General features: G+C 64.5%; 15 protein-coding genes. 5 read left to right on the top strand and 10 right to left on the bottom strand.

Annotated elements, in window-relative coordinates; all coding sequences use genetic code 11:
- The first annotated feature begins 44 nt into the window (after positions 1–44).
- Positions 45–1,424: an efflux transporter outer membrane subunit gene (locus ACM14_RS24555; RefSeq protein ID WP_065347597.1), complete on the top strand. Its 1,380-nt coding sequence runs from the start codon at positions 45–47 to the stop codon at positions 1,422–1,424.
- A gap of 25 nt (positions 1,425–1,449) precedes the next feature.
- Here the strand turns inward: ACM14_RS24555 and ACM14_RS24550 are convergent, their stop codons facing one another.
- The 10 genes from ACM14_RS24550 to ACM14_RS24505 form a co-directional block, all read right to left on the bottom strand.
- Positions 1,450–2,505 (bottom strand): porin, encoded by a 1,056-nt coding sequence (locus ACM14_RS24550; protein ID WP_065347596.1) that lies wholly within the window; start codon positions 2,503–2,505, stop codon positions 1,450–1,452.
- Between the two features lie 306 nt (positions 2,506–2,811).
- Positions 2,812–3,159 (bottom strand): L-rhamnose mutarotase, encoded by a 348-nt coding sequence (locus tag ACM14_RS24545; protein WP_065347595.1) that lies wholly within the window; start codon positions 3,157–3,159, stop codon positions 2,812–2,814.
- 16 nt (positions 3,160–3,175) lie between these two features.
- Positions 3,176–3,952 (bottom strand): SDR family oxidoreductase, encoded by a 777-nt coding sequence (locus tag ACM14_RS24540; protein WP_065347600.1) that lies wholly within the window; start codon positions 3,950–3,952, stop codon positions 3,176–3,178.
- Between the two features lie 16 nt (positions 3,953–3,968).
- Complete coding sequence (locus ACM14_RS24535; RefSeq protein ID WP_065347594.1) at positions 3,969–4,892, bottom strand: amidohydrolase; 924 nt, start codon at positions 4,890–4,892, stop codon at positions 3,969–3,971.
- A 3-nt stretch (positions 4,893–4,895) separates the two neighbouring features.
- Positions 4,896–6,173, bottom strand: coding sequence for an L-fuconate dehydratase (locus tag ACM14_RS24530; protein ID WP_065347593.1), 1,278 nt, complete (start codon positions 6,171–6,173; stop codon positions 4,896–4,898).
- Positions 6,174–6,180: 7 nt separating this feature from the next.
- Positions 6,181–7,071 carry a fumarylacetoacetate hydrolase family protein gene (locus ACM14_RS24525; RefSeq protein ID WP_065347592.1) on the bottom strand — a complete coding sequence of 297 codons (891 nt, stop codon included), beginning with the start codon at positions 7,069–7,071 and terminating at the stop codon, positions 6,181–6,183.
- Between the two features lie 18 nt (positions 7,072–7,089).
- Entirely contained in the window at positions 7,090–7,839 is a 750-nt protein-coding gene (locus ACM14_RS24520) for an SDR family oxidoreductase (RefSeq protein WP_065347591.1), read from the bottom strand.
- A 58-nt stretch (positions 7,840–7,897) separates the two neighbouring features.
- Positions 7,898–8,914 (bottom strand): ABC transporter permease, encoded by a 1,017-nt coding sequence (locus ACM14_RS24515; protein WP_065347590.1) that lies wholly within the window; start codon positions 8,912–8,914, stop codon positions 7,898–7,900.
- Positions 8,904–10,454: a sugar ABC transporter ATP-binding protein gene (locus tag ACM14_RS24510; protein WP_084027447.1), complete on the bottom strand. Its 1,551-nt coding sequence runs from the start codon at positions 10,452–10,454 to the stop codon at positions 8,904–8,906. The genes ACM14_RS24515 and ACM14_RS24510 overlap by 11 nt, the downstream gene beginning before the upstream one ends.
- Positions 10,451–11,455, bottom strand: coding sequence for a sugar ABC transporter substrate-binding protein (locus ACM14_RS24505; RefSeq protein WP_065347598.1), 1,005 nt, complete (start codon positions 11,453–11,455; stop codon positions 10,451–10,453). Before ACM14_RS24505 ends, ACM14_RS24510 begins: the two co-directional genes overlap by 4 nt.
- A 286-nt stretch (positions 11,456–11,741) precedes the next feature.
- Here ACM14_RS24505 and ACM14_RS24500 point away from each other — a divergent pair, with 286 nt between their 5' ends.
- The 4 genes from ACM14_RS24500 to ACM14_RS24490 all read left to right on the top strand — a co-directional run bounded on the left by ACM14_RS24500 (position 11,742) and on the right by ACM14_RS24490 (position 15,614).
- Complete coding sequence (locus tag ACM14_RS24500; RefSeq protein WP_065347589.1) at positions 11,742–12,542, top strand: IclR family transcriptional regulator; 801 nt, start codon at positions 11,742–11,744, stop codon at positions 12,540–12,542.
- A 235-nt stretch (positions 12,543–12,777) separates the two neighbouring features.
- A complete protein-coding gene (locus ACM14_RS30935; protein ID WP_084027446.1) occupies positions 12,778–13,464 on the top strand; it encodes a 2OG-Fe(II) oxygenase in 687 nt (228 codons plus the stop codon).
- A gap of 79 nt (positions 13,465–13,543) precedes the next feature.
- Positions 13,544–14,362: an ABC transporter permease gene (locus ACM14_RS24495; protein ID WP_065347588.1), complete on the top strand. Its 819-nt coding sequence runs from the start codon at positions 13,544–13,546 to the stop codon at positions 14,360–14,362.
- Entirely contained in the window at positions 14,352–15,614 is a 1,263-nt protein-coding gene (locus ACM14_RS24490; protein ID WP_065347587.1) for an ABC transporter ATP-binding protein, read from the top strand. The genes ACM14_RS24495 and ACM14_RS24490 overlap by 11 nt, the downstream gene beginning before the upstream one ends.
- The last annotated feature ends 3 nt before the right edge of the window (positions 15,615–15,617 follow it).

The raw sequence follows: 15,617 nt of genomic DNA, 5'->3' as shown, positions 1-15,617 counted from the left end.
CGCGGCGCGCCTGGACCCCGTCCAGGCCCTCTCCAGAGATTGACATGCATATGCTCAAGACCAGCGCGCTGGCATGCGCCGTGGCCCTTGCGGGCTGCGGTGCCATCACGCGCCCCCCCTACGAAGCGCCCCAGGTGGCGCTGCCCGCGCAGTTCGAACATGCACAGGCATCGTCACCGGCAGCCACGCCCATGACCGATGCCTGGTGGCGCGGCTTCGGCGATCCACGGCTCGATGCCTGGATTGACCTGGCGCTGGCGCGCAACCCTGACATGGCCACGGCCGGCATCCGCGTGCGGCGTGCCGCGCTGCAGGCGCAACTGGCAGGCCATGCGCTGCTGCCCCAGCCCAGCGGCAGCGCAGGCACGGGCGCCAGCCGCCCGCTGTCGGGCAGCCAGCGCAGCACCCTGGAGAACGCCAGCGCCACACTGGGCGTGGCCTGGGAGCTGGACCTGTTCGACCGGCTGGGCGCGCAGCGCGATGCCGCCGTCTTCGAAGCACAGGCCAGCGTGCAGGACAAGGATGCCGTGGCGCTGTCGCTGACCACCACCACGGCCAGCCTGTACTGGCAGCTGGCGCTGGCCAACGAGCGCCTGGACATGTCACGCCAAAGCCTGGAGTACGTGCGCCGCACCATCGACCTGGTGCAGGCCCAGTACCGCAGCGGCGCAGTGTCCGGCCTGGAGCTGCGCGAGGCCCGGCAGGCCCTGGCCGAGCAGCAGGCCCTGCTGAGCCAATACACCCAGGCCCGCGCCGAACTGCGCCAGGCATTGGCCGAATTGCTGCAGGGCGCCGAGCCGCCCGGTGGCGAGCCCCAGGCGCTGCCCGTGGCCGACCTGCCTGCCGTGCAGCCAGGCCTGCCCGCCGACCTGCTGGGGCGCCGCCCCGACCTGCGCGCCGCTGAACTGCGGCTGCGCGGCGCCCTGGCCGGCAGCGATGCCACGGCCACCAGCTACTACCCCCGGCTATCGCTCACCGGCAGCCTGGGCACCTCCAGCAGCACCCTGCTCGATGTGCTGGCCAATCCCGTGGCGGCCCTGGGCGCTAACCTGGCCCTGCCGTTTCTCAATGTGCGCGAGATGCGGCTGAACACCGCCATTGCACGCAGCCAGTACGAAGAGGCGGTGGTCAACTTCCGCAAAACGCTGTACGCCGCGTTGGCCGAAACGGAAAAATCCCTGTCCGCCCGCACCGAACTGGCCCGCCAGGAAGAGGCCCAGCAGCGCGCCACGCAGGAATCCGTGGAAATCACGCGGCTGTACGAGGCGCGCTACCGCGCCGGCCAGGTGCCGCTGCGCACCTGGCTGGACGCCCAGGAGCGCCGCCGCGCAGCGCAGCTGGCTCTGTCCGCGCTGCACCTGGCACGCCTGCAGAACCAGCTCACGCTGCACAAGGCGCTAGGCGGAGGGTGGCCGGCTTCCTGAAGCCACCACCCAGGGTCCGCCAGAGTCAGAACGAATGCGCCATGCCCACGTAGAAGCCGGTCTGGCTGCCGCCCGGCGCCGGGTTGTTGTTGGTGGTCTCCACCGAGAAGTTCGCATTGCCGCCATTGCGCACATTGCCCACGCTGGCGTACAGCAGCGTGCGCTTGGACAGCGCGTAGTCGGCGCCCGCCATGAACAGGTTGGCGCTGCCACCGCCGTTGTTGACCGTGGTGCGGTAGCCCGCCCCGATCAGCGTCAGCGGGCCTGACACCTTGTAGCGCGCGCCCATCCAGTACTGCCGAGCCTTGTTGGGCACGCCAGCCGCGCTGTCGGGCGCGGACAGCTGCTCATAGCCCGCGAACAGCTTGAGCGCGGACAGCGTCACCGTGCCGCCCAGCGTCAGGTTGCGGGAGGTGGTGTAGAGATCGCTGAAGCGGCCATTGGCATCGCGGGCCACGTCGTAGATGGCGCGCAACTCGAACGTGGGCGCGGTATAGGACACGGACAGCGCATCCTTGCGCAGCCGCGATGCGCCCTGCGGCTGCTCGCCCAGGCCGGTCAGCGCCAGCACGCGCAGGCCGCCCCAGCTGGGCGTTTCGTACGAGATCATGTTTTCATGCCCGCCCCAGTTGCGCCCCCGCACCAACGTGGCCGAGCCGATGAACTGCTGGCCCGTGGGGTCCAGCGCCCAGTGCGCATCCGAGATCGACAGGTCCTTGCCCAGTTTCAGCGTGCCCCATCCGCTGCGCAGGCCCACGAAGGTGCGGCGGTTGAAGAAACCTGCGCCGTTGAACTTGGCATCGTCGATGCTGAAGCCCGACTCCAGCGTGAACAGCGCATGCAGCCCGCCGCCCAGATCCTCCTCCCCCTTGAAACCCAGCATGCTCGTGCCCCACTGGTTGCCCACGGCCCGCCACAGATTGCCAGAGCCCCCCGTGGCCGGGTCGTACACATTGCTCTGGTAGTCCACCCCCGCGACCACACGCCCATAGAGCGTGACCGAACTCTGGGCCTGGGCCGCCAGGGCCGTGCCCAGCGCCAGCGCGGCCAGGCCAGCGCTGCGGATCATGCGTTTATTCATCTCCCTCTCCTCCTTGACATTGCCGATTGGCGAAAATCCCCATGGCCGCAGCACGGCTGCCATGGGGAGCAGCTTGAAACCGGTCGCCAGCCCTTTTTCTTGTTCTTGTGCTTCTTGTTCTTGCGGGCGCATGCAGTCCCGTGGTTGCGATGCCCTGCAGGCTGCTTTCATGAATTCTCCGCAGGGATGGCGCCGGGCCTGAACGATTCATGCGCAGACCTATGCATTTGCGGCGCGGGCGCCCCAGTGTTTTCCCCTGGAAGGGGGCTGAGCGACGTTCGGGGATGGGGCATGGCCGCCGGATGCTCATTCCGCCGCAGCATCGGCCAGCCGGAAGATGCAGGCCATGGGAGTCCACTTGTCGCCGGGCGGTGTCCAGGGCGTGGGCGCCTGGAAGGTCCACATCAGCGCCTCCCATTTGCGCAGCTTCGGGTCGATGGCAGCGGCCAGGGACATGGCCCGGGGGTCATGCACCGCGTCATCGGTTTCCATGACCATCACCATGCGCGTGCCAAGGCGGTGGATTTCCATGCCGGTGACGCCATGGCTGCGCAGATGCGCCGCCACCTCCGGCCAGATCCGGCGGTGCAGGGCTTCGTACCGGGCGATCAGCGCCGGGTCATCCCTGAGGTCGAGTGCAAGGCATTGGCGCATGGTGTCTCCATGGTGGTCAGGTCAGCGCGCGGTCCAGGTGGGTGTAGCCGCCATCGACGAACAGCCATTGCCCCGTGGTGTGCGATGCCCGCTCGGACAGAAGAAAGACGACCGTGTCCGCAATCTCCTCGGCCGCCGTCATGCGCCGGCCCAGCGGAATCCGGGCGCTGATCTGTTCCAGCTGGCGCCCGGGGTCATCGAAGCGGCCCAGCCAGTGCAGGTACATCGGCGTCATCACCTCGGCGGGCACCACGGCATTGACGCGCACGCCATCGGCTGCCAGCGCGGCAGCCCATTCGCGCGTCAGCGAGAGCTGGGCCCCCTTGGCCGCGCAGTAGCCGCTGGCCTGGCCCTGCCCGGTCAGCGCGGTCTTGGACGAGATGTTGACGATGGCGCCACGGCTGGCCTTGAGGTGCGGCAGGCAATGGTGGGCCATGACGTAGTAGTGCACCAGGTTGGCCTGCAGCGAGCGCACGAAGGCGTCGCGCCCTGCCTCCAGGCCCACGCCGTCATTGATGCCCGCGTTGTTCACCAAGCCGTCGATGTGGCCGCAGTCCGCCGCAGCGCGGGCCACCATCTCCCCGCATGCCTGTTCATCGACCAGGTCGAAGCGGAAGTGGCGGGCCCGGGGCTGCAGCTCCATGAGCTGCGCCTCGAACCGCGCGGACATGGTGTCCTTGCCGCAGATCAGCGGAACCGCACCTTCGCCGGCCAGCCGCAGCGAGATGGCCGCCCCGATGCCGCTGGCACCGCCCGTGACGATGAAGGTCTTGTCTTTCAGGTTCAGGTCCATGCTGCCTCCCATGTGGTCAGGTCATGCCTTGCGGCTGCAGGCCGTAGCAGCGCGCGGCGGTGCCGCCCCACAGCGCCTCGCGCTCGGACACCGACAGCCGCGACGACGCCCAACCATGCACCAACTCAAAGACCGTGGCGTATGGCGCGGCCAGCAGGCAGACCGGCCAGTCAGAGCCGAACATCAGCCGCTGCGGACCGAACACCTGCAAGGCCGTGTCCAGGCATTGGAGCAGGCATGCCCGGTCAGGCTCGCGCAGGCCGGATCGCCAGTCGGCCTCGGTCACCAGGCCCGAGAGCTTGCACGCGACATGCGACAGCGGGGCGAAGCGCTGCAGCGATGCCTGCCAGCGGCCGAACGCGGCCTGGGCCTGGGCCTGGCCCTTGTGCTGGTCCCGGGCCAGCCCGGCCAGTGGCGGCTTGCCCAGGTGATCCAGCACCATCCAGTGCGCGTCATGCCATGCACACAAGGCGGCGGCCGCGTCCATCTGGTGGTCGAACACCAGCACGTCGTACGTCCAGCCCTGGCGCTGCAGCACGGACAGCCCGCGTGCGAATGCCGCAGAGCGCAGAAAAGCCGAGGCATCAGGCTCATCCTGCACCTGATGGCGCCACCCGCACAGCGCCGGCTCGGCACGCCAGGACTGCAGGCGCTCGCCAATGCCGTCGCAGGCCAGATCCTCCCATCCCACGACGCCGCAAATCCCGCCGTGCCGCCGCGCCAGATCCAGCAGGTATCGCGTTTCATCGACACTGCCCCTGGCCTGCACGGCAATGGCGCCGTTCAGGCCGCAGGCTTCCAACTGCGGCAATACCTGCTCCGGCGTGCAATCCACCGCCAACGCCTGCATGCCCTCGCCTATCCAGGGATAGTCCCGGGCGCTGTAATGCCAGAAGTGCAGATGCGCGTCTATGCGCTGAAAGGAAGGTGCTTCGTCCATGGCTCAGGCCGGGAAGCGGTATCTGTGGAGAGATTCCGGCTTCATCGTGATGGAAAAGCCAGGCGCACCGGGAGGCATATAGGCCGCATTGCGCACCACGCAGGGATCCACGAAGTGCTCGTGCAGATGGTCCACGTACTCGATCACGCGCCCCTCACGCGTGCCGGACACGCAGACGAAATCGATCATGGACAGATGCTGCACATACTCGCAAAGGCCCACGCCCCCGGCATGCGGACACACGGGCAGACCGTACTTTGCGGCCAGCAGGAGTACCAGCAGCACCTCGTTGACCCCTCCCAGCCGGCAAGCGTCGATCTGCACCACGTCGATGGCGCCACGCAGGATGAACTGCTTGAAGAGAATGCGGTTCTGGCACATCTCTCCAGAGGCGACCTGGACCGGGGCAACGGCCTCGCGCACCGCGCGGTGGCCCTCCACATCGTCAGGGCTGGTCGGCTCCTCGATGAACCAGGGCCTGGCAAAGGCCAACTGCCGCACCCAGCCGATGGCCTGCCCCACCTCCCAGGCCTGGTTGGCGTCGATCATCAGCTGGCGGTCCGGCCCCAGCACCTCGCGCGCGATGGACACGCGCCGGATGTCGTCCTGCAGGCTGCGCCCCACCTTGAGCTTGACGTGGTTGAAGCCGCCGGCCACCGCCTCGCGGCACAGGCGGCGCAGCTTGTCGTCGTCATAGCCCAGCCAGCCGGCCGAGGTCGTGTAGCAGGGATAGCCCTCGCGCTCCAGCAAGCCGATGCACTCGGCCTTGCGCGGCGACTGGCGATGCAGCAGCTCCAGCGCCTGGGCTTCGGTCAGGGCATCCGTCATGTAGCGGAAGTCCAGCGCGCGGACGAACTCCTCGGGCGTGAAATCGGCCACAAGACGCCACAGCGGCTTGCCCTCGGCCTTGGCCCACAGGTCCCACACGGCATTGACCACGGCGCCGGTGGCCAGGTGCATCGCCCCCTTGTCCGGGCCGATCCAGCGCAACTGGCTGTCGGAGGTGATGTGGCGCCAGAAACGCCCCATGTCCTCCCGGATCCAGTCAAGCTCCGCGCCCTCCACCAGGTGCCGCATGGCCGCGATGGCAGCGCAGCAGACCTCGTTGCCGCGCCCGATGGTGAAGGTCAGCCCGTGCCCCTCAAGGCCGGGCGTGTCCGTCTCCAGGATCACATAGGCGGCGGAGTAGTCCGGGTCCGGGTTCATGGCGTCAGACCCATCCAGGTGCCTGGAGGTCGGAAAGCGCACATCGAGCACGCGCAGGGACAGGATTCGCGTCATGGTCTTCTCAGGCCTTGCCGGTTGTCGAGGGATTCGGTTGCACGCGGGCCGCCACCATGGTCTGGCGCTGCTCGCCCAGGCCGGCGATGCCCAGCCGCATGGCCTGCCCGGCACGCAGGTACATGGGCGGCTTCTGGCCCATGCCCACGCCCGGCGGCGTGCCGGTGGAGATCACATCGCCCGGTTGCAGGCTCATGAAGCGGCTCAGGTAGCTGATGAGGAAGGCCACGCCGAACACCATGGTGGCCGTGCTGCCGTCCTGCATGCGCCGGCCGTCCACATCCAGCCACATGCGCAGCGCCTGCGGATCGGGCACCTCGTCGGCCGTGACCAGCCAGGGCCCCAGCGGGCCGAAGCCGTCGCAGCCCTTGCCCTTGTCCCAGGTGCCGCCGCGCTCGAGCTGGTACTCGCGCTCGGAGATGTCGTTGACCACGCAATAGCCTGCCACGTGCTCCATGGCCCGGGCCTCGTCGATATGGCGCCCGCCCTGGCCTATGACCACGCCAAGCTCCACCTCCCAATCCGTCTTCACGGAGCCGGGCGGAATCTCGATGGCGTCGTCCGGGCCGCAGATGGCACTGGTCCACTTGCCAAACACCACGGGCTCGGGCGGCACCTGCATGCCGGCCTCGGCCGCATGGTCCGAGTAGTTGAGGCCTATGCACACGAACTTGCCCACCTGCCCCACGCAGGGGCCCAGACGCAGCGTGTGCTGCGGCACGCCTTCCACCAGGGGCAGCTGCAAGGGGTCCAGGGCGCCCAGTTGCGCCAGGCTGTCCGGCAGCAGCACAGGACCGGCAATGTCGTCCACCACGCCCGAGAGGTCGCGCACACTCCCTTGCGCGTCAAGCAGGCCCGGTCTTTCATGGCCCCTGGGGCCGTATCGCAGCAATTTCATGGAGCAGTCCTGTGCAGTTCAGTTGGACCAGCCACCGTCGATCACGCTCAGCGTGCCGGTGACGAAGCGGGATTCATCGCTGGCGAGGTAGGTGGCCAGCGCGGCGATCTCCTCGGGCTTGCCTACCCGCCCCATGGGCTGGCGCGCCACGAAGGCCGCGCGCACCTGCTGCAGCGGCACGCCCTGCTGCCGGGCCTGGCTGGCGATGCGCGCCTGCAGCGACGGGGACTCCACCGTGCCAGGGCAGATGGCGTTGCAGCGTATGCCCCGCGTGACGAAGTCGGCCGCCACGGCCTTGGTCAGCCCGACCACGGCAGCCTTGGTGGCGCCATAGGCATGGCGAAGGGGCACGCCCTTCACGCTGGAGGCCGCGGACGACATGTTGATGATCGAGCCGCCGCCCTGGGCCAGCATGGCGGGCAGCAGGGCGCGGATGATGCGGTGCATGGAGGTGACGTTGAGCTGCCACGCAAAGGCCCAGTCCTCGTCGCTGCAGTCCAGGATACTGCCGTGGTGCACGAAGCCCGCGCAGTTGAGCACAGCATCGAAAGCCCTCTCCTGCCCGGCCAGTGCCAGGATGTCGGCCGCATCCGTCACATCCAGCCGCCGCGTGCGCAGGCCATCCCTGCCCTCCAGCTCGGCCAGCGCCTGCAGGTCGATGTCGGTGGCCAGCACGCAGGCACCTTCGCGGGCAAACATCAGCGCGCAGGCACGCCCTATGCCCTGCCCGGCTGCGGTGACGAGAATGTGTTTTCCGGCGAGTCTCATGGAGCCATTCCTTCCCTTGCTTGAAAAGGGTTCTGCACGGGCGATTCGCGGGCCGCGCCTATTGCTGCTGCTCACCTGCGAGCCGGGCCAGCATCAGGGCGCCGAGGATGATGGCGCCGTAGATGGCCTGTATCCAGAACGATGGCACCTGCGCCAGCGTCAGCAGGTTCTGCACCACGCCCAGCAGCAGCACGCCGCACAGCGCGCCCGACATGGAGCCCTTGCCGCCATCGAGCGAAATACCGCCGATGACGGCCGCCGCGAACACCGTGAAAATCATCGAACTGCCCTGGTTGGCATTGATGGCGCCCACATAGCCCGTGACCACCAGCCCGCCCACTGCGGCCAGCACACCGGCCAGCACGAAGACGCCCCAGGTAATACGGTCCACATTGATGCCCGCCGCGCGCGCCGCATGGGGGTTGCCGCCAATCGCATACAGCGCGCGGCCCAGCCGGTGGTGGCGCAGCACCACGGCGGCCATGCCGAACGCCAGCGCCGCCAGCCAGACCGACAGCGGCAGCCCCAGCAGCGTGGCCGTGGCCAGGGCGAAGAAAGGCTGCGGCATGTCGAACAGGGTGCCGCCCCTGGTCGCGCCCACCAGCAGGCCGCGCAGCACGATCAGCATCGCCAGCGTGACGATGAAGGCATTGAGCCGCAGCCTGACGACCAACAGGCCATTGAGAAAACCCGTGCATGCGCCCACGGCCGCGATGGCCAGCAGCCCTGCCGCCACCGGCCATTCCGTGCCAAAGCCTCCCGAGGCTGCAGGAATCACCAGCATGGCGCCCACCGCCGGCGCAATGCCCACCGTGGACTCCACCGACAGATCGAACTTGCCCGTGATGATGATCAGCGACTCCGCCAGCACCACCAGCGCCAGGGCCGCCGAGGCCCCCAGGATGCTGACCAGGTTGGCCGGTGTCAGAAAGCTGGGGCTGGTCAAGGCTCCCAGCACGAACAGCAGGGCCAGCGCAGGGACCAGCGCATAGTCGCGCAGCCGGTGCAGGGCGAGCCGCCCGGCGGCCGGCACGGGCACAGCCGTGTTCGGCGAGACAAAGGCGTCAGTGCGCATGCAGGCTCACTCCTTCCATGGATGCAATCAGTTCACCGTCGTCCCAGCCTCTGGCGAGTTCGGCCACCACATGGCCATGCGACATCACCAGCACGCGGTCGCAGATGCGCAGGTCGTCCAGCTCGCTGCTCGCCAGCAGCACGGCCCGGCCCTGCAGTCGCTCACCCTCCACCACGGCCAGCAATGCCTGCCGGGACTTCACATCCACACCCGCAGTGGGATCGATGAGCACCAGCACATCGGGCTCGCTGGCCAGGGCGCGCGCCATCACCACCTTCTGCTGGTTGCCGCCCGACAGGCCGGACACGGCCTGCTGCGGCCCGCTGGCCGCCACATCGAGTGCACGCATGGCCGACAACGCTGCCGCCTGCCGGCGCGCTGGCGCAACGAAGCCGAACCGGCCCAGCCTGTCCATGATGGTCATGGTTGCGTTCTCGGCAATGGACTGCCCCGGCACCAGGCCCTGGCGGTGCCTGTCCTGCGGCACGCAACCCACGCCGTGCGCCAGCGCGGCGCCCACATCGCCGGGCGGCAGCACGCGGCCCGACACCAGGATCCGGCCTGCCGTCGTGCGCCGCAGACCCGCTACCGCCTCGCCCACGGCCGTGCGCCCGCTGCTGGTGGAGCCCGTCAACCCCACGATCTCGCCACGCCGCACCTGCAGGCTGACAGCCCCGAAACCCTTGCCGCACACCTGCTGCAGCGCCAGCACCACGGGGGCAACGCCCGTGCCCCAGCCTGCCGGGGGTGCGTGGGCGGTGCAAGGCGAGCCGGCCAGGCTGTCCCGCTCGCCCGTCATGGCCTCGATCAGTGCCTGCCGGGGCAACTGCGCCACCGGCGCCGTCACCACATGGCGCGCATCGCGCAGCACGGTCACCGTCTGGCAAATCTCATAGATCTCCTGCAAGTGGTGCGAGATGAAGAGAAACGTGACGCCGCCTTGCTGCAGATCGTGCACGCGCCTGAGCAGCCGCCGCGTCTCGTCGTGGTCCAGCTGCGCCGTGGGTTCGTCCAGGATGATGAAGCGCGCGCCCAGCGACAGTGCCCGTGCGATCTCCACCAGTTGGCGCGCCTCCACCGTCAGGTCCCGGGCCAGCGCATCCTCGTGCACATCGATCTGCCAGGCATCCAGCAAGGCCCTTGCCTCGCGCCGCAGCACGCGCCAGGAAATCCAGCCATGGCGCAGCGGCTGCCGGTTGATGAACAGGTTCTCGGCCACCGACAGCTCGCCGATGATGGTCGAATGCTGGTAGACACAGGCCACATGCTGGCGCCAGGCCATGCGGTCGGCCACCGCAGGCGCGGGCTGGCCGTTGAAGCGGATGCTCCCCGTGCCGGGCTGGTGCAGGCCGGTCAGCAGGGCGACCAAGGTGGACTTGCCTGCGCCGTTGCGGCCAGCCAGTGCATGCGACTCGCCCGGCATGACCGCCAGGCTCACATCGTGCAAGGCCATCGTGGAGCCGAAACGCAAGCCGAGCCCACGCGCCTCCATCACCGGCGTGCCGGGCCTGCCAGCCATGAATCCGGGGCGCATCGTCATGGCTGGTTGGCCCACAGCGACTTGTCATCCACGTTGTCGCGCGTCACGACGGGCGCGGGCAACTGGTCCTCCAGAATGCCCGGAGCCACCTCCACGATGCGGCTGCCATGCGGGGTGGGCCCGGGCTTGAACGACTGCCCGGCCAGCGCTGCCTTGATGTAGTACAGGCCGTACTTTGCGTAAAGATCGGCGGGCTGCGAGATGGTGGCGTCGATCTCGCCCTTGCGGATGGCATCCAGCTCCTGGGCGATGCCGTCGTTGCTGATCACCACGATGTGCCGCGGATCGCCAGCCGGATGCAGCAGCCCCCTGCGCCGCAGCGTCTGCAGCGTGGGCGCCAGATAGACACCGCCTGCGTGCATGTAGATGCCCTTCAGGTCCGGATGCGCGGACAGCAGGCCATCGAGCGCGGCAGCGGCGGCATCGGACTTCCAGGCCGCGGGAATCTCCAGCACCTGCAGCGCCGGGAAATCCTTCATGCAACTGCGGAAAGCCTCGGCCCGATCACGGCCGTTGACCGATGCCAGGTCCCCCATGATCTGCACCACCTTGCCCGCCTTCACCTGCGCGCCCAGGTACTGGCAGGACCGCGTGCCATAGGCGCGGTTGTCGGCACGCACCACCATCGCCACCTTGCCCCGGGTAGGCGCCACGTCCACCGCCACCACAGGAATCTTCCCCTGCTCGGCCAAGGCGAGCGCGCGACCAATGGCCGCCGAATCCAATGGCGCCACCACCAACCCCTTGGCGCCGAGGTTGATCAGATTGGCCACGTCGGTGATCTGCTGGGCCGGGTCCTGGTTGGAGTTCACCGGCGCCAGGATGTCGACCCCGAGGGCCTTCGCCATTTGCGGGAGGTAGCCGTTGTAGGCCTGCCAGAACGGCGAGGTCAGCAGCGGCAGGTTGACCCCGATCCTGCCCTGTGCCGGGCCGGGTTCTGCCGCCAGCGCTGCCCCCGCGCATGCCAGCGCCGCAACAGCGGCCGAGAACCGCCAAGCCATGCCGACCCGTTTGGCCGGTGCCTGGGAAACGCCATGCAGTGCTGCCATGGAACTGGCCTCCTCATGTGTGCCGGGACTCCGGCGGTGCGGCGGTGCGGCGGTGTGACGGGATCGCCTCTTGCCTATGACCAAAATGCCTTGGTTCGGCAAAATCATTCATCCATGAATTTATTATTTATGAATAAATTAAAACTCGGCACCTATGGTTTACCCAGAGCATTGCCCCGATGCGCAAGGCATCCTCCAAAACAGGATCAGTCCTATCCCGAACGTAAGATCTGCACGCATGAGCAAAGCACTGGACAACGCAGAAGACAGCGAGCGCTACCGCGCGCCGGCACTGGACAAGGGGCTGGACATCCTGGAGCTGCTGGCCGAGCACCCCGATGGACTGACGCGGGCCGAGATCGTCAAGGAACTGGGCCGGGGCCCCAGTGAGATCTATCGCATGCTCGAGCGGCTGGTGGCCCGGCAATACGTGATGCGCTCGGCCGGTGGCGACCGCCATGCGCTCAGCCTCAAGATGTTCGCGCTGGCGCACCGCCACCCGCCCGTCAACCGCCTCGTGACCCAGGCGCTGCCCGTCATGGATGCCTATGCGCGGCAGGCCGAGCAGTCCTGCCACCTGGGCCTCTACGACCGTGGCAATGTCCTGATCGTGGCCCAGGTCCCCGGCCCCGGGAACTGGGGCCTGTCAATCAGGCTGGGCGCACGCGTCGGGCTGCTGGACACCGGGTCAGGCCATGTGCTGCTGGCCTGCCAGACACCCGAACGCCGCGCGCAGATGCTGGCCGAGCACACGCCTTTGGAAGGCGAGGTACATCTGCCCGAGGCACAACTGCACGACATGCTGGAACAGATACGCAGCACGGGCTACAGGCAGAGCGAAAGCCTGCAGTCCTATGGTGTGGTGGACATCTCCTGCCCCATCCTCGGACCCGATGGTCAGGCCATGGCTGTGCTCACATCTCCCTATATCCGGCGGATCGATGAGCATGCGGGTCCCTCGCTGGACGCTGCGCGTGCACTGCTGCTGCAGGCCACGGGACAGCTATCACTCAACAGGCAAACGCACGGTGAAGGATGAGGGTTGGCAAGCGAGACTTGCCGGGCGCATGGACAGCCAGGGACGCATGTGCCGCTACCGCACCAAACAGGTAGACAACCCCATTCCATCTTTCGCACAGCCGTGTTATTGGTTAAAAACTAATAGCTTCATCACACTGTGAAGTCATGCATGACCTAACGCAAGAGTTGCAGTTCGGGCGTTGATTATTCTTATGAAAATCGTATAATTAATTACCACTCCATAATTCAAAGCGATGCTCGATTTCAATAAAATTTTGAATTGCCAATTGAATGAAACTCCTTTCCGCTGGGCGGAAATATCTGACCTGTATTCCGCACAGGATTGTGCTTCGCTTGCTCAGACTTACCCATCCGATCACTTCCGGACCATAGAAGCCTATGGGGGAGAAAAAGACTATCGATACGATGCCCGCTCCTTGGTTCCCATGGGCGAAAATCGCATATCTCGCCCAGAATACCTAAGTCCTAGCTGGGTAAGGTTCGCTCAAGACTTGATTTCCAACAATTACCGCAATGCCATGTCATCCCTCACAGGCATCGATTTGTCCAATTTCCCCATGGAGGCGAATCTTTACCACTATGGATCTGGGGCACTTCTCGGGCCACACCGTGATCTTCCAGAGAAAAAGGTTACGCATGTGTTCTATTTCAATGAGCACTGGCTTCCGGCAGACGGTGGTTGCCTTGCAATATTGAACTCATCAGATGCAAAGGACGTCGCAGCCCTTGTCAACCCCATTGTCGGGAACTCGGCAGCCTTCGTGCGTTCAGATGATTCCTGGCATGAGGTGACCCAGGTCTCTGCACGGGTACGTGAATCGCGTCGCAGTGTGACAGTGACTTTCTATCAGCCGGGATCCATCAGCTCAATGTGGCCACCTGGCTCGGAATTGGAATTGCACGACTATGTTGGAGGCTGAAGCAGCTTGCACCAACCAGCACAATCGCCGTTTGCATATTGATGAGCATTTCTTCGGCCTGTCTCGAAACTAGAAGCATATGCCCAAAATAGTATTCGGAGACATCGCCAAGCCAATTATTCCGTGGCAGCACAGGCATTTGATACAGGCCATTGTCATGCGCGAAATAGATTCGCGCTATAGAAACTCGGTCATGGGTTGGCTATGGTCAATCATCAGCCCATTTTTTACGCTGATGGTTTACACCCTGGTATTCAAGAATGTATTCTCAGTCAAATGGATCGGAGGTAACGGCTCATCTTTTGAGTTTGCAATTCTCATATTCATTGGAATGACGGTTTTTGGGCTATTTTCAGAATGTGTCACCCGTGCGCCGGCATTGATCACATCCACACCCAACTATGTGAAGAAAATAGTCTTTCCTCTTGAGATCTTGCCATGGACAAGCCTTGGAGTAGCGGTATTTCACATGGGTATCAGCCTGCTGGTCTTGCTTGCTTTCTACAGCCTGGTGATCGGGCTGCCTCATTGGACTGTCATTCTCTACCCTGTGATATTGCTGCCGCTGATACTCATGACGGCGGGACTTTCATGGATCTTCAGTGCCATCGGCGTTTATTTTAGGGATGTGGGGCACATCATTGGTGCGCTACTATTGCCTTTGATGTTTTTGACTCCCATTTTCTATCCGACAAGCACTTTGCCTGCTGAGCTGAAAGGCCTGATCGAACTCAATCCATTGGCTCAAGTCATCGAGAATGCACGGATGGTGCTCTATTGGGGGAAAACACCGGATGCGATGCCTTTGCTTGCATCAACTCTTGCGTCCGGTCTTTTCGCCTTCCTGGGACTCTGCTTCTTTCAGAAAAGCCGTGAGGGGTTTGCCGATGTCCTTTGATTTCTCCATCGAGGTTGAAGCGCTGAGCAAATGCTACCGGGTCTATGACAGCCCGCAGGACCGGTTCATGCAGATGCTTCCCTTTGGGAGACGGCGGCGATTTCGCGAGTTTTGGGCACTGAAGGATATCTCTTTTCGCGTCACCAAAGGCGATGCCGTCGGGATCATTGGTCGAAATGGGAGCGGCAAATCCACTCTATTGCAGCTGATTTGTCGCACACTCAATGCCAGTGCTGGAAATATCGTGACCAGAGGGAAGATCGCAGCCTTGCTGGAATTGGGCTCAGGCTTCAACCCCGAGTTCACAGGCAGAGAAAATGTCTACCTCAATGGCGCATTGCTCGGCATGGACAAAGCGGCAATGGATGCCCGCTTTGATGAAATCGCTGATTTTGCAAATATCGGTGATTTCATGGATCAACCCACCAAAACCTATTCAAGCGGAATGCTTGTTCGGCTGGCGTTTTCCGTGTCTGTATGTATCGACCCAGATATTCTGATCATTGATGAAGCATTGGCGGTGGGAGATGCCTCATTCCAGTTCAAATGTCTCGGGCGGCTGGAGGCACTGGCACAAAAAGGGACGACACTGCTTTTTGTATCTCACGATATGAGCATGGTTAAGAGATTCTGCAACAAGGCCATTTACCTCAGTGAAGGAAGGTTGAAATCAATAGGCTCCCCTGAAGAGATGGCGGAAATGTACTTACTCGATATGAGGGATGAGCAACGCCAATGGGCCAGCGGCGGCGCCACGCCTGTAGCATTGAAGACCACAGTGAATGATGCGCGTATCGCCTTCGGCACTACAGAGGGTGAAATCATCTCCGCCCACTTCACCAACACAGGCAGTCACTACTCATCATTCGTATTTGGCGAGACCATCGACATCAGAATCAATTGTCGATTTCATCAATCCGTCCTCTTGCCCAATATCAGCCTCACCGTACAAGAGGCAAGACTTCTTGTGGTGGGTGGGAAAAACTTTCAAATCTCTTCCCGCATGCCGTGTGGCGAATGGTTGGAAGCAAGCCTCACCTTCCGCTTTCCAGCCAAGCTGGCACCCGGTCGGTATCACATCACCATCAAATTGATGAATGGACATACTGAAGAGACATCTCTGCTGATCGACAAACAAGTGGGGCTATTGAGCTTTGACACGGTCACCGGGCGCAATACTCCATTTCTCGGAATCGTAGATCTGGGGATTGAGCTGGATACATCGGCGCCCAACAACCAGAAATCAACCTGATGG

The sequence above is a fragment of the Delftia sp. JD2 genome (assembly GCF_001682645.1).
Taxonomy (GTDB): Bacteria; Pseudomonadota; Gammaproteobacteria; order Burkholderiales; family Burkholderiaceae_C; genus Comamonas; species Comamonas acidovorans.
This window is presented reverse-complemented; position numbering and strand designations above follow the sequence as displayed.